Source organism: Intestinimonas sp. UBA1698, assembly GCF_002320075.1.
GTDB classification, from domain to species: Bacteria; Bacillota; Clostridia; order Oscillospirales; family Oscillospiraceae; genus Intestinimonas; species Intestinimonas massiliensis.
Window position 1 is genome coordinate 49,302 of record NZ_DCJO01000031.1, and the last position, 13,457, is coordinate 62,758.

14 protein-coding genes are annotated in these 13,457 nt (G+C 63.2%); 6 read left to right on the plus strand and 8 right to left on the minus strand.

Going from position 1 to position 13,457, the window contains the following annotated elements; all coding sequences use genetic code 11:
* Positions 1–12 precede the first annotated feature (12 nt).
* On the plus strand, positions 13–276 hold the full coding sequence (locus B3H64_RS06625) for a thioredoxin family protein (RefSeq protein ID WP_286733922.1): 264 nt from the start codon (positions 13–15) through the stop codon (positions 274–276).
* A gap of 31 nt (positions 277–307) precedes the next feature.
* Here the strand turns inward: B3H64_RS06625 and B3H64_RS06630 are convergent, their stop codons facing one another.
* Genes B3H64_RS06630 through B3H64_RS06650 form a run of 5 tightly spaced genes read right to left on the minus strand, consistent with a single transcriptional unit; the run spans position 308 to position 5,360 of the window.
* Positions 308–877: a nucleotidyltransferase family protein gene (locus B3H64_RS06630; RefSeq protein ID WP_242853679.1), complete on the minus strand. Its 570-nt coding sequence runs from the start codon at positions 875–877 to the stop codon at positions 308–310.
* Positions 874–2,256, minus strand: a complete 1,383-nt coding sequence (gene hydA, locus B3H64_RS06635; RefSeq protein WP_286733926.1) for a dihydropyrimidinase — start codon at positions 2,254–2,256, stop codon at positions 874–876. Before hydA ends, B3H64_RS06630 begins: the two co-directional genes overlap by 4 nt.
* An 11-nt stretch (positions 2,257–2,267) precedes the next feature.
* Positions 2,268–2,609: a hypothetical protein gene (locus B3H64_RS06640; RefSeq protein ID WP_050617541.1), complete on the minus strand. Its 342-nt coding sequence runs from the start codon at positions 2,607–2,609 to the stop codon at positions 2,268–2,270.
* 23 nt (positions 2,610–2,632) lie between these two features.
* Entirely contained in the window at positions 2,633–3,871 is a 1,239-nt protein-coding gene (locus B3H64_RS06645; protein WP_286733978.1) for a threonine synthase, read from the minus strand.
* Positions 3,872–3,884: 13 nt separating this feature from the next.
* A complete protein-coding gene (locus B3H64_RS06650; protein ID WP_050617542.1) occupies positions 3,885–5,360 on the minus strand; it encodes a pyridoxal-phosphate dependent enzyme in 1,476 nt (491 codons plus the stop codon).
* Positions 5,361–5,584: 224 nt separating this feature from the next.
* On the opposite strand from B3H64_RS06650, the gene xdhA reads away from it, so the two are divergent.
* From xdhA to B3H64_RS06675, 5 genes are all read left to right on the plus strand, one after another.
* A complete protein-coding gene (gene xdhA / locus B3H64_RS06655; protein WP_286733929.1) occupies positions 5,585–7,903 on the plus strand; it encodes a xanthine dehydrogenase subunit XdhA in 2,319 nt (772 codons plus the stop codon).
* Positions 7,904–7,905: 2 nt separating this feature from the next.
* Positions 7,906–8,787, plus strand: a complete 882-nt coding sequence (gene xdhB, locus B3H64_RS06660; protein WP_050617544.1) for a xanthine dehydrogenase subunit XdhB — start codon at positions 7,906–7,908, stop codon at positions 8,785–8,787.
* Complete coding sequence (xdhC, locus tag B3H64_RS06665; protein ID WP_050617545.1) at positions 8,784–9,281, plus strand: xanthine dehydrogenase subunit XdhC; 498 nt, start codon at positions 8,784–8,786, stop codon at positions 9,279–9,281. Before xdhB ends, xdhC begins: the two co-directional genes overlap by 4 nt.
* A gap of 157 nt (positions 9,282–9,438) precedes the next feature.
* Positions 9,439–9,606 (plus strand): hypothetical protein, encoded by a 168-nt coding sequence (locus B3H64_RS06670; protein ID WP_286733933.1) that lies wholly within the window; start codon positions 9,439–9,441, stop codon positions 9,604–9,606.
* A gap of 131 nt (positions 9,607–9,737) precedes the next feature.
* Entirely contained in the window at positions 9,738–10,244 is a 507-nt protein-coding gene (locus B3H64_RS06675; protein WP_278895271.1) for a CDP-alcohol phosphatidyltransferase family protein, read from the plus strand.
* Positions 10,245–10,519: 275 nt separating this feature from the next.
* Here the strand turns inward: B3H64_RS06675 and B3H64_RS06680 are convergent, their stop codons facing one another.
* From B3H64_RS06680 to B3H64_RS06690, 3 genes are all read right to left on the minus strand, one after another.
* Positions 10,520–11,185, minus strand: a complete 666-nt coding sequence (locus B3H64_RS06680; protein WP_050617547.1) for a 3-oxoacid CoA-transferase subunit B — start codon at positions 11,183–11,185, stop codon at positions 10,520–10,522.
* Positions 11,185–11,871 carry a CoA transferase subunit A gene (locus B3H64_RS06685; RefSeq protein WP_256319035.1) on the minus strand — a complete coding sequence of 229 codons (687 nt, stop codon included), beginning with the start codon at positions 11,869–11,871 and terminating at the stop codon, positions 11,185–11,187. The genes B3H64_RS06680 and B3H64_RS06685 overlap by 1 nt, the downstream gene beginning before the upstream one ends.
* Before the next feature lie 155 nt (positions 11,872–12,026).
* Positions 12,027–13,286 (minus strand): acetyl-CoA C-acetyltransferase, encoded by a 1,260-nt coding sequence (locus B3H64_RS06690; protein ID WP_050617549.1) that lies wholly within the window; start codon positions 13,284–13,286, stop codon positions 12,027–12,029.
* Between the last annotated feature and the right edge of the window lie 171 nt (positions 13,287–13,457).

The following is a 13,457-nucleotide window of genomic DNA, read 5'->3' on the forward strand; positions in this document are numbered from 1 at the left end:
AGAATTCATACTATGAAAGAAATGTTGCTGTTTGTGCTCAAGGGCTGCCCCCACTGCCGGCTGGCCCTGCAATGCCAGGAGGAGCTGCTCCAGGCGCACCCGGAGTGGCGGGACATCCCCCTGCGCGTGATCGACGAGCGGGAGGAGGCCGACCTGGCTGACTCCTACGATTATTTCTATGTGCCCACCTATTACGTCGGCGGGGAGAAGGTCCACGAGGGCCACGCCGAGCGGGAGGACGTGGAAAAGGTGCTCCGGCTGGCGGCGGAGGAATAAAAAAGAGGCCCGGACAGTCCGGGCCTCTTTTTTACAGATCGTTGAGGGTATCCACATCCCGGAGCTCCCGGGGGTCGGCCGCCTCCACCAGGACCAGCCGGTCGGGATGGGCCTGGATCACCGCTCCGCCGCCGGCGTCGCCGGTGAGGGCAAAGAGCTCCGGGTAAAATTCCCTGGGAAAGAGCGCCGGGTTGCCCCGCTTTCCACCCCAGGACAGGGCGCAGATGCAGTCGGGCGATTCCTGAAAGGAATTTAGCAGACGTTTGATACTCTCCGTAGTCAGCCAGGGCTGGTCACAGACGGCGAACAGAGCCCCGTCCAGATCCTCCACCGCCGCCAGGCCCAGGGTGACGGACCTGGACTGGCCCAGGTCGGCAAAGGGATTTTCAAAGGCGTGGTAGCCCGCCTGGGCGGCCAGGGACAGGATCTCCGGGTAGCGGCTCACCACCACGGCCCGGTCAAAGAGGGCGGCGGGCAGGGCGGCGAAGGCCCGCTGGATCAGCGGCCTCCCCTCCACCGGGTGGAGCAGCTTGTTGGAGCCAAACCGGCTCCCTGCGCCGGAGGCCATCAGCACCGCCCCCACCGTCGCGGCGGCCCTCATCGCCAGAAGCCCGCCGGGCCCCGGCGGACGTAGCGGCCCTGCCGCTCCAGGACCACCCGGCCGCCCTCCACCGCCACCTGGCCGGACAGAAGCACCGTGTCGGCCCGGCCCCGGAGAGCCCAGCCCTCATAGGGGGTGTAGTCCACGTTCTGATATTGAGTTGCACTTGTAATACGACCGGTATAATTTTGATCAAATATTACAATATCTGCATCGCTGCCCACCGCCAGGACCCCCTTTTGGGGGTACATGCCGAAGAGCCGGGCGGGATTTTCCGCCAGCAACCGGGCCATGTCTGCGGCCGTGATGCGCCCCGAGGCCACAGCGTGGGTATAGAGCAGGGCGGGGCGATGCTCCACCCCGGGCAGGCCGTTGGGAATCTTGGAAAAGTCGTCCTTTCCCAGCTCCTTCACCCCGTGGAAGTCAAAGGAGCAGTGGTCGGTGCCCAGGGTGTCGATGTCCCCCCGCTCCAGAGCCTGCCACAGGGCCTGCTGGTCTTCCAGGGGCCGGGCGGGAGGGGAAAAGACGTACTTGGCCGACTCAAAGCCGGGCAGGCTGTAGCAGCTCTCGTCCAGCAGAAGATACTGGGGGCAGGTCTCCAGATAGACCTTCTGCCCCCGCTCACGGGCGGCCAGCGCGTGCTCCAGCCCCCGCCGGGTGGACAGGTGGACCACGTTTACCGGATACCCCGCGCACTCGGCGATGGCCAGCCAGCGGTTCACCGCCTCGGCCTCCACCGCCGGGGGGCGGGACCGGGGATGGGCGGAGGGGCCCAGGCGTCCGGCGGCCTTCTGCGCCCGGATGCCCGCGTTGACCAGGTCGCCGTTTTCACAGTGGCAGCCCAGCACGCCCCCTTCCCGGCCCACCGCCTGGATCACCTGGTAGGCTGCGGCGTCGCTCAGGCGCAGGTTGTCATAGGCCAGATAGACCTTGTAGGAGGTCACCCCCGCGGCGGTCATGTCCCGGAGCTCGGAGCGGATGCGGGGGTCCCAGTCCTTGATGGTCATGTGGAAGCCGTAGTGACAGCAGGCATTTCCGTCCGCCCGGCCGTGCCAGGTCTCCAGCGCGGAGGCCAGCGAGCAGCCCCGCTCCGGCTCGGCAAAGTCCAGCACGGTGGTGGTGCCCCCCGCCAGAGCCGCCCGGGTGCCGGTGAACCAGTCGTCCGCCGTCTCGTTGGCCAGGCCCTTGTTCATCTCGAAGTGGGTGTGGGTGTCGATCAAGCCGGGAAACACCAGCTTCCCGGCGGCGTCCAGCACCCGGCTGTCCCCCGCGGGCAGGGAGGGGCCGAGCTGGACGATCTTGTCCCCGTCCACCCGCAGATCGGCCCTCTGCGGGCCGTCCGGCAGGACCAGGACGCCGTTTTGAATCAGAATCGACATAGGGGCCTCCTTTACACCAGGTAGAGCAGAATGGGCACCAGGAGCTTGCCCGCCGCCGTCACCAGAGTGATGGTCCAGAAGCTGCTCAGGGCGGAGGAGGGGCTGCCGGTGCGGCCCTCCCAGGTCTTCAGCATGGTTTGAAAGTTGGTCTCACGGGCCCGGCGGCCGGAGGCCAGGTCGGCCAGGGTTTTTACCGACGAATAGGCGCCCAGGGCCAGCCAGGCCAGAAACAGCACCAGCCGGAAGGTCCCCATGGGCCCCTTCCACAAAAACAGGATCAGGGTCAGGGCCGTGCCCCCCAGCGTGGTGGCGCGGTAGAGAAGATTGCCGGTCCGGGCGGCTTTTTCATACATGTGACGCTCCCCCTTTCCCCCGTTTAGGGGGTAATGCTGCGCTGGGCAAAGGCCGAGAGGAGGCAGTCCATGTCGGGGCGCACCAGCATGGGCTCCCCGGCGGCCTGGATGCCGTTGGCCACGTCCTTCAGGCCGTTGCCCGTGACCACGCTGACCACGGTGGAGGCCGGGTCGATGAGCCCCAGCTCCAGAGCCTTTTTCACCCCGGCGGCGCCGGTAACCCCTGCGGGCTCCCCAAAGACCCCGCAGGTGCGGCCCAGCAGCCGCATGGCGGCCAGGATCTCCCCGTCGGAGACGTTCACGGCCACGCCCTGGGACTCCCGAATGGCCATCAGAGCCTTGTCGGCGTTGCGGGGCACCCCCACGGCGATGGAGTCGGCCAGGGTGTTCTCCTCCATGGGGGACCAGGGCTCCCCGGTCTGGATGGCCCGGTTCAGGGGGCAGCAGCCCTCCGCCTGGACCGAGATGAGCCGGGGCAGGCGGTCGATGAGCCCGGCGGCGTACAGGTCCTTGAGCCCCTTCCAGGCCCCGGCGATGGTGCAGCCGTCCCCCACCGACAGGGCGATGTAGTCCGGGACCTGCCAGCCGAGCTGCTCCAGGATCTCCAGCGTCACCGTCTTTTTCCCCTCCAGCAGGTAGGGGTTGATGGCGGCGTTGCGGTTATACCAGCCCCACTTGTCGATGGCGGCCTTACTGAGCTCGAAGGTGTCCTCATAGGAGCCGTCTACGGTGATGACGGTGGCACCGAAGATCATGAGCTGGGCCACCTTGCCCTTGGGCGCCCGGGCGGGCACGAAGATATAGGTGTGGAGCCCCGCCGCCGCCGCGTTGCCCGCCAGGGAGGAGGCGGCGTTGCCGGTGGAGGAGCAGGCGATGGTGTCCGCCCCGGCCTCCCGGGCCTTGACCACCGCCATGGCGGAGGCCCGGTCCTTCAGAGAGGAAGTGGGATTCTGGCCGTCGTCCTTGATGTAGAGGGCCTTGAGCCCCAGGACCTGGGCCAGACGCGGGGCGGGGTACAGCGGGGACCAGCCCACCCGCAGAGGGGTGGGAGGGGAGTCGGGCTCCACCGGCAGGAAGGGCCGGTAGCGCCACATGGAGTAGTCCCGACAGCCGGAGAGCGTTTCACGGGAAACGAGGGTGCGGATGTAGCCGTAGTCGTACTGTATGTCCAGCATCCCGCCGCAGGTACAGATGGTGAGGCCGGGGACGGCCTCGTACTCCGCGCCGCAGCGGACGCACTTGGCATGGGTGACGTTTTTCAGCATAGCGTCTCCTTTATAGGCTCTTGAGCACGCCGGCGGCCTCGTTGAAGGCGTCGATCCGCTCATCCAGCGCCTCCGCCTGGCCGTGGACGCCCTTCCAGGTCTTGTCCTCGTCGTACCACAGGTCGTTGAGCTCGGCCATGGTACGGCCCTGCTGCTCCACCCAGGTGTAGTATTTCAGATTGTGGATGCGCTTGCGGTCCCGGTAGCCCAGCTCGGCCATGGAGTCGGTCCGCAGGCCCAGCAGGTGCAGGTGGTGGTCCACCGCCGCCGCCTTGGCGTCGTAGGGGCCGTACTGGTCGGCCAGCTCCCGGATGCGGCTGCCGTACATGGCGGCCGAGTCGGTGAGGACGGTGCACACCACGTCCCGCTCCGTCATCTCGTAATACTTGGCCATCTTGATGCAGCACAGCACGTTGGCGATGCCGGAGATGCCCAGCCAGGACAGCTTGGACAGGGTCTCGCCGTCCACGCCGGCCTCCTCCTTCAGGTATTGCAGGCCCGCCGGGTCGTTGAACAGACGCAGCAGCCGCTGGGAGTCCTCGTCGTCGATGTCGATGACCATGTCGGTGTTTTTCACGTTGTGAATCCAGGGGATGTGCTTGTCGCCGATACCCTCGATGCGGTGGTCGCCAAAGCCGTTGCACAGGATGGTGGGGCACTGGAGAGCCTCGCCCACCGCCAGCTTCATGGTGGGGTAGACCTCCTTCAGGTAGTCGCCGCAGCCGATGGTGCCCGCCGAGCCGGAGGTGAAGCAGGCCCCCGCCATCCGGTCGCCGGGGCGCTTGATGGCCTCGAACACAGTCGCGATGGCGTCACCGGTGACCTGATAGTGCCACAGGTGGTTGCCCATCTCCTCAAACTGGTTGAAGATCATATACTGGGGGTCGCCCTTGAGCTCGTTGGTCTTGTCAAAGATCTCCTTCACGTTGGACTCGCAGCCCGGGGTGGCGATGACCTCCGCCCCGATGGAGTGGAGCCAGTCAAACCGCTCCCGGCTCATCTCGGCGGGCAGGATGGCCACGCCGTGGACCCCCAGCAGCTTGGAGTTGAACGCCCCGCCCCGGCAGTAGTTGCCCGTGGAGGGCCATACCGCCTTGTGATACCCGGCGTCGAACTGGCCGGTGACCAGCCGGGGGACCAGACAGCCGTAAGAGGCCCCCACCTTGTGACAGCCGGTGGGGAACCACTTGCCCACCAGAGCCACGATGCGGGCGTTCACGCCCGTGAGCTCCGGGGGCAGCTCCACATAGTTGGGCACCGCCTGGTACAGCCCGCCGCTCTCCCGGGCCTCGTTCTTCCAGGTGATGCGGAACAGGTTCACCGGGTCCACGTCCCACAGCCCCGTCTTGGCCAGCTTGTCCTTGATCTTGCCGGGGATGGTCTCCGGGTCCTTCATCTGCCGGTAGGTGGGGATGACGATCCGGTTTTCCCGGGCCTTTTGAATGTTGCGCTCCAGCGCTTCCTTGTTTACGGTCAGGTCGATCATGGCGACGCCTCCTTATAATACGCGGTCTATGATATGCTCTTACGTCCATGATAGCACATGGTGAGGAGAAATCAAGTCATATTACACAAAATGTTAGGCAGACAAAATAATTTTTAGATTCCAGGGCCCGCGCACCCGAAAATTTGGGGGAGGGGGCGCGGTGCTTCCCCCTTCCCTTCTCCCGCGGAATCGGGTATAATAGGCTCAACAAGGAGGTGCGCATTGTGGAAGTTGGAAGAAGCATCAACCGGGTGGACGCCGCCGACAAGGTGACGGGCCGGGCCCGGTATACCGACGATTTTCACGAGGGTCCCATGCTGGTGGCGAAGATTCTCCACAGCACCATCGCCAACGGCGTCGTAAAGTCCATGGATATCTCCGCCGCCCAAGCCCTGCCCGGCGTCGTTAAGGTGGTCACCTGCTTCGACGTGCCCGACATCCAGTTCCCCACCCCCGGCCACCCCTGGTCGGTGGAGAAGGCCCACCAGGATATCTCCGACCGGAAGCTGCTCGCCTCACGGGTGCGCTACTACGGAGACGACATCGCCGCCGTGGTGGCTGAGGACACCGTCACCGCCGACCGGGCCCTTAAGCTCATCCGGGTGGAGTACGAGGAGTACCCCGTCTGCCTGGACCCGGAGGAGTCCATGCGGGGCGGCGGCATACCCATCCACCAGGAGTACCCCAACAATGTGCTGGCCCACATGGATCTGCGCACGCCCATGCCGCCGTCCGATTTCCAGTCCGTGGAGGACGTGCTGGCCTGCCCCGCCTACCACCACTTCCGGGGCCGCTATGAGACCCAGCAGGTCCAGCACTGCCACATCGAGCCCCCCATCTCCTACGCCTACATGGAGGCCGGCCGCATCACCGTGGTTACCTCCACCCAGATCCCGCACATCGTCCGGCGGGTGGTGGGGCAGGCGCTGGGGATCGGGTGGGGCAAGATCCGGGTCATCAAGCCCTACATCGGCGGCGGCTTCGGCAACAAGCAGGAGGTGCTCTACGAGCCCCTCAACGCCTTCCTCACCACCCAGGTGGGCGGACGGGCGGTGAAGCTGGACATCTCCCGGGAGGAGACCTTCCAGAACACCCGCTCCCGCCACCCCATCGCCTTCGACGTGGAGGCCGCTGTGGACGGGGACGGCTACCTCATGGCCCGCTCCTGCCGGGCGGTGTCCAACCAGGGCGGCTACGCCTCCCACGGCCACTCCATCGTCGCCAACGCCGTCACCGGCTTCCGTCAGCTCTATCTGGACCGGCTCGGCCACCACTCCGAGGCCTACACCGTCTACACCAACCTGCCTGCCCCCGGCGCTATGCGGGGCTACGGCATCCCACAGTGCAACTTCGCCGTGGAGTGCATGATGGAGGACATCGCCCGCCGGTACGGGCTGGACCCCTTCGAGTTCCGGCTCCAGAACATCATGCCCCTGGGCTACAAGGACCCCTTCAACGGCATCACCTGCCACTCCACCGGCCTGGCCGAGTGCATGAAAAAGGGGGCCGAGGCCATCCACTGGTCCGAGCTGCGGGAGAAATACAGGAACCAGACCGGCCCCGTCCGGCGGGGCGTGGGTATGGCGGTCTTCTCCTACAAGACCGGCGTGTATCCCATCTCTCTGGAGACCTCCTCCGCACGGATGGTCCTTAACCAGGACGGCACCGTCCAGCTCCACCTGGGCGCCACCGAGATCGGCCAGGGCGGCGACACCGTGTTCTCCCAGATGGCCGCCGAGACCATCGGCATCCCCACCGAGGACGTACATATCGTCTCCTTCCAAGACACCGACACCGCCCCCTTTGACACCGGCGCCTACGCCTCCCGGCAGACCTATGTCACGGGAAAGGCCATCCAAAAGACCGGCCGGATTTTCCGGGCGCGGGTGCTGGAGTACGCCGCCGAGGTGCTTCAACTGGACCAGGCGGCGCTGGATATCCGCGGCCGGGACGTGGTGGAAAAAACCTCCGGCGCGGCTCTGCTCTCCCTGGAGGCCCTGGCCATGGAGGCCTTCTATTCCCTGGAGCACAGCGTCCACATCACCGCCGAGGCCACCAGCCACTGCAAGGAGAACACCTTTGCCTTCGGCTGCTGCTTCGCGGAGGTGGAGGTGGACATCCCCCTGGGCAAGGTCAAGATCCGGAACATGGTCAACGTCCACGACTCCGGCAAGCTCATCAACCCCGCCCTGGCGGAGGCCCAGGTCCACGGCGGCATGTCCATGGGCATCGGCTACGCCCTCAGCGAGGAGATGAAGTTCGACGACAGGGGACGGCTGCTCAACGGGAACCTGCTGGATTACAAGCTGCCCACCGCCATGGATCACCCCGAGCTCCGCGCCCTCTTCGTGGAGACCGACGACCCCTCCGGCCCCTTCGGCAACAAGGCCCTGGGCGAACCGCCCTCCATCCCCGTGGCCCCCGCCATCCGGAACGCCATCCTTCAGGCCACCGGCGTGGCCCTGAACCGCCTGCCCATGAATCCCCAGCGGCTGGTGGAGGCCTTTACCGCCGCCGGGCTCATCGACGCAAAGGGGGAGTAATCGTGTACGACATCACATCCATCTATCAGGCCCAAAGCGCAGACGACGCCATCGCCGCCCTCCGGGCCGATCCGTCGGCGGTGGTCATCGCCGGCGGCACCGACGTGCTCATCAAGTGCCGGGAGGGCAAGCTGGCGGGCTGCCGCCTGGTGTCCATCCACGAGCTCCAGGAGGAGCTGGCCGGGGTACACCTGGACGACAGCGGCGACGTCCGCATCGGGTCCCTCACCACCTTCCGGGGGGTCACCTACAGCGACGTGATCCGGAAAACCGTCCCCGTGCTGGGCGAGGCCGCCGACACTGCCGGCGGGCCCCAGCTCCGGGCGGCGGGCACCATCGGCGGCAACGTCTGCAACGGCGTTACCTCCGCCGACACCGCCTCCACCCTCATGGCCCTGGACGCCCAGATGCACGTCAAGGGCCCCGACGGCTGGCGGATCATCCCCATTGGGGCGTGGTACCAGGGCGTGGGCAAGGTGGCCCTCGCCCACGACGAGCTGCTGATGCAGATCGTCATCCCCAAGGCCCACTATGCGGGCTGGAGCGGCCACTACATCAAGTACGCCCAGCGCAATGCCATGGACATCGCCACCTTGGGAGTGTCCTGCCTGGTGAAGCTGTCCGCGGACAAACGGACCGTGGAGGACGCCCGTCTGGCCTTCGGCGTGGCGGGACCCGTCCCCATGCGGGCTTTGACGGCGGAAAATGGCGTAAAGGGAATGGCCTTGTCGGAAGCTGTCGAGAGGATCGGGGCCCTGGCCCTGGCCGACGTCAATCCCCGGACGAGCTGGCGGGCATCCCGGGAATTCCGCATCCAGTTGGTATCCGAGCTCTCCGGTCGGGCGCTGGCCGAGGCCGCCAGGAAGGGAGGTGCACAGATATGATGCAGATTCTGCATATGACCGTCAACGGCAAGGACGTGGAGGTGGGCATCGACCCGCGGGAATCCCTGGCCGACACCCTGCGGGAGCGGCTGGGGCTCACCAGCGTGAAAAAGGGTTGTGAGGTGGGGGAGTGCGGCGCCTGCACCGTCCTGGTGGACGGCACGGCCATCGACTCGTGCATCTACCTGTCCGTCTGGGCGGAGGGGAAGAGCATCCTCACGGTGGAGGGGCTCCAAGACCCGGACACCGGCGCGCTCAGCCCCATCCAGAGGGCCTTCGTGGAGGAGGCCGCCGTCCAGTGCGGCTTCTGTACGCCGGGCATCATCCTGTCCGCCGTGGAGATCGTGGGCTCGGGAAAGACCTACACCCGGGACGAGCTGCGCAAGCTCATTTCCGGCCACCTGTGCCGCTGCACCGGCTATCAGAACATCCTCAACGCCGTGGAGCGGGCCGTGAACGAGTGCAGCAAGCTCGTGGGCCGGGAAGACGCCTGAAAACGCCTGAAAAGACAGAAGTCCCCCGGCGCTCATTGAGCACCGGGGGACTTTTCATCACTCATTTCCAGATGGAGCTTCTCCGCCTTCTGCTGGGCATCCCGGAGGATGTTGATGCCGTTGCCAATGTAATATAAACTATTTTAAGGGGATGAAAATGGGCGTTGAGAAGAAAATTTATAGCTTCCGCCTTGAAATAGGACTGATAGAAGACTTACAGACTTATGCCAAGCAGGAGAACAGGAAACTTTCCAATCTGGTCGAGACGGTCTTGAAGCGCTCTGTGAAAGAACAAAAGGCAAGAGAAAAAAGCTCCCCGGACTGAAAGTCGGTATTCATAAGACAGTAACAGCCACAGGAGTTTGCACTGCTGCGGCTGTTCTTGTATCCTCTGCTGCTATGTGATAATATGTCACTAAACAGACTTACAAATTGGGATTTGTTGGAGGAGATTAAATGGCGAACATCTTAACAGCCATGCGGATAATATGCGCTCTGCTGATTCTAATTTTTCCGGCGTTTTCAACGTGGTTCTACTTATTCTATCTGCTTGGAGGAATTACGGACGCCGTGGACGGCACAGTAGCGCGCAAATCGGGAAACGCAACGGCTTGGGGGGCTAAATTTGACACAATAGCAGACATCTTTTTCGTACTGGCTGTGCTTATTAAAATTATCGGTTCTGTTGTTGTCCCGTCATGGCTGCTGATTTGGATCAGTATTATCGCAATCATTAAAGCTGTAAATATAATCGTCGGCTTTATTCGATGCCATCGGTTTGCCACAGTGCATTCTGTATGGAATAAAGTTTGCGGAATCATAGTATTTGTTCCTCCGCTGTTTATCGGAAGCGAATATGCATGGCAGGCAAAGGCCCTGGTGGTCATATTTGCGTGTATCATTGCAAGTGTGGCCGCTATTCAGGAATCCGTTTACATTATTAAGGGCTATCATGTGGAGTGACAAATTCCGACTTTTCGAGCAGATACAATGGCGCACTTCTATACGGGTATCTCCTGTACGTGCGTGAAACGAGACTGAACACCCCGGACACCTGAATGTCCGGGGTATTTTGCGTCACTGTGTTCCGAACAAGGGACTACACCGCTTGCGCCGCTTTGCGGCTATCCACATTATGAGATGCAGGAACGGCGTGACTTCGAAAGTCACGCCGTTCCTGCATCTAACGGTCTTACGGATACTGCCCCGATGGTCCGGGGAGCTTTTTACAGGTAGAATCAGGCCGTCATATCCTTGGGGCCACCCTCGGCCACGGTGAAGTCAGCGGCCGTAGCGGCCTTCACGTCGTCCACGGTGAACTCGGGGTTGATTTCGGTCATGACCAGGCCGTCCTTGGTCACATCGAACACACACATTTCGGTGATGATCTTGGTGACGCAGTGCACGGCGGTGTAGGGCAGGGTGCACTTCTTCAGAATCTTGGGATTGCCCTTGGCGGTATGCTCCATAGCCACGATGACGTTCTTCGCGCCCACCAGCAGGTCCATGGCGCCGCCCATGCCCGGCATCTTCTTGCCGGGGATGATCCAGTTGGACAGAGAGCCCTCCTGGTCCACTTCCAGGCCGCCCAGAATGGTGGCGTTCACATGGCCGCCGCGGATAAAGGCAAAGGAGGTGGCGGAGTCTACATAGCAGCCGCCCAGACCGGCCTGCGCAGGGGAGCCGCCCGCATCCGTCTTATACTTGGGCTCGGCCTCCTCAGCGGTGGGCTTGGGGCCGGTGCCGATGATGCCGTTCTCGGACTGGAGCGTGACCTTCACGCCTTCGGGCAGGTAGGCGGGGACCATGGTCGGCAGGCCGATGCCCAGGTTCACCACGTCGCCGTCCTTCAGCTCTTTGGCAACACGTTTGGCGATAAAGCCCTTGATCTCAGACTTTTCCATTATGCTTTCCCTCCATCCACGATGTACTTGATGTAGGCGCCGGGAGTGACTACGTTCTCGGGCTCAATGGCACCGATCTCCACCAGATTGTCGGCCTCGGCAATGACCACGTCGGCGGCGGTGGCGGCCACCACGTTGAAGTTGCGGGTGGTGCCCTTGTACCACATGTTGCCGGCCTTGTCGATTTTATATGCGTTGACCAGCGCAAAGTCGGCGTGCAGAGGCTTCATCAGCAGGTACTCCTTGCCGTCGATGGTCTGCTTGCCCAGGCAGAGGGGAGAGTCCTCCACGATGGTGCCCACGCCGGTGGGGGTGAGCACGCCGCCCAGACCGGCGCCGCCGGCCCGGATCATCTCTGCCAGGGAGCCCTGAGGGATCAGGTTGACCTCCAGGGTCTTGTCCACCATGTTCTGAGTGGCCACGTCGGGGGTCATACCCACATGGGTGGCGATGACGCGCTTGACCTGCTTGTTATGGACCAGCTTGGCCATGCCGTACAGATCTCCGTCGGGGCCGGTCGCCATGCCGCAGTCGTTGCCAATGATGGTAAAACCGCTTTTGCCGCTCTTAGACAGAGCGTCAATGATCTTGTGGGCGCTGCCGCACCCCAGGAAGCCGCCGAACATGATAGTGGCCCCATCGGGAATCATCGCTACGGCTTCCTCAACAGAAATAATTTTTGCCACAGTTTTTCCCTCCTGCTGCTAGTTTGGTAATCCCTTCGATAACGCGCTCCAGCGGGCGGACCCAGAAGGGGCCGCCCGCCAGACCTATTATCACTATTATCTTAGCACGTTTTGGAGCGGGTATCAACACCCGAGACCAAGAGTTTATAAGGAATTCAGCACTTTTCGAAGATGGTGGCAACGCCCTGGCCGCCGCCGATGCACAGCGTGGCCAGACCCTTTTTGGCGTCGGGGCGCTTGAGCATCTCGTGGAGCAGGGTGACGATGATGCGGGCGCCGGAGCAGCCGACGGGATGGCCGATGGCGATGGCGCCGCCGTTGACGTTGACCTTGCTCATGTCAAAGTGCAGCTCACGGGCCACGGCGATGGACTGAGCGGCAAAGGCCTCGTTGGCCTCCACCAGGTCCATGTCCTCGATGGTCAGGCCGGCCTTGCTCATGGCCTGACGGGAGGCGGGCACGGGGCCCACACCCATGATCTTCGGGTCCACGCCGCCCTGGCCCCAGGAGACCAGCTTGGCCATGGGCTTGAGGCCATACTTCTCAACGGCCTCGCCGGAGGCCACGATGATGGCGGCCGCGCCGTCGTTGATGCCGGAGGCCTGGGCGGCTGTGACGCGCTGCACGTGCTTGTGGGCGTCGGCCTCGTGGCACTCGGTCACCTCAAAGGTGTGGACGATCTCGTCCTCCACGCCCTCGGGACCGCAGGGGAAAGCGCCCTTCAGCTTGGCGATGCCCTCGACGGTCACGCCGGCCTTGGGGAACTCATCCACCTTGAACTCCACCATTTCCTTCTTCTTCTTGATCATCACGGGCACGATCTCGTCGGCAAACTTGCCGGCCTTCTGAGCGGCCTCGGTCTTCTGCTGGGAGGAGGCGCCGAAGGCGTCCAGCTCCTCGCGGGTGATGCCCCACACGTCACAGATGTTCTCGGCGGTGGTGCCCATGTGATAGTTATTGTAAGCGTCCCACAGGCCGTCCTTGATCATGGTGTCTACGGCCTTCTTGTCGCCCATGCGGGCGCCCCAGCGCTCGTCGGGGAGGGCAAAGGGAGCGGCGGACATGTTCTCGGTGCCGCCGGTCACAATGATGTCGGCGTCACCGGCCTGGATGGTACGGGCGGCCTCGATGACGGACTTCATGCCGGAGCCGCAGACCATGCCGACGGTGTAGGAGGGGACGGAGAAGGGAATGCCGGCCTTCACGCTGACCTGGCGGGCCACATTCTGGCCCAGGCCGGCGGTCAGCACACAGCCGAACATGACCTCATCCACGTTCTCGGGGGCGACATTGGCGCGCTTCAGGGCTTCCTTGACCACGATCGCGCCCAGATCGGCTGCGGGGACATCCTTCAGAGAGCCACCAAAATTACCAACAGCAGTACGGCAGCAGTTTACAATGTACACTTCGCGCATGACATTACCTCCATCAATTATGAGTTTTGCATAATTTAAATGATTCGCTTCCCTTCAATTTTCAATTATACACGATTGTCCCTAAAAAAGCAACGAAAAAGTATCGAATATTTGCACAATACAAATAATACGATTCACAAATAGCTTTTGCATAGAAATGATAGTGGTAGC

Coding starts and splice junctions, on each gene's coding strand:
- B3H64_RS06625 (WP_286733922.1), top strand. CDS start 13: ATGAAAGAAATGTTGCTGTTTGTGCTCAAGGGCTGCCCCCACTGCCGG.
- B3H64_RS06630 (WP_242853679.1), bottom strand. CDS start 877: ATGAGGGCCGCCGCGACGGTGGGGGCGGTGCTGATGGCCTCCGGCGCA.
- hydA (WP_286733926.1), bottom strand. CDS start 2,256: ATGTCGATTCTGATTCAAAACGGCGTCCTGGTCCTGCCGGACGGCCCG.
- B3H64_RS06640 (WP_050617541.1), bottom strand. CDS start 2,609: ATGTATGAAAAAGCCGCCCGGACCGGCAATCTTCTCTACCGCGCCACC.
- B3H64_RS06650 (WP_050617542.1), bottom strand. CDS start 5,360: ATGATCGACCTGACCGTAAACAAGGAAGCGCTGGAGCGCAACATTCAA.
- xdhC (WP_050617545.1), top strand. CDS start 8,784: ATGATGCAGATTCTGCATATGACCGTCAACGGCAAGGACGTGGAGGTG.
- B3H64_RS06670 (WP_286733933.1), top strand. CDS start 9,439: ATGGGCGTTGAGAAGAAAATTTATAGCTTCCGCCTTGAAATAGGACTG.
- B3H64_RS06675 (WP_278895271.1), top strand. CDS start 9,738: ATGGCGAACATCTTAACAGCCATGCGGATAATATGCGCTCTGCTGATT.
- B3H64_RS06680 (WP_050617547.1), bottom strand. CDS start 11,185: ATGGAAAAGTCTGAGATCAAGGGCTTTATCGCCAAACGTGTTGCCAAA.
- B3H64_RS06690 (WP_050617549.1), bottom strand. CDS start 13,286: ATGCGCGAAGTGTACATTGTAAACTGCTGCCGTACTGCTGTTGGTAAT.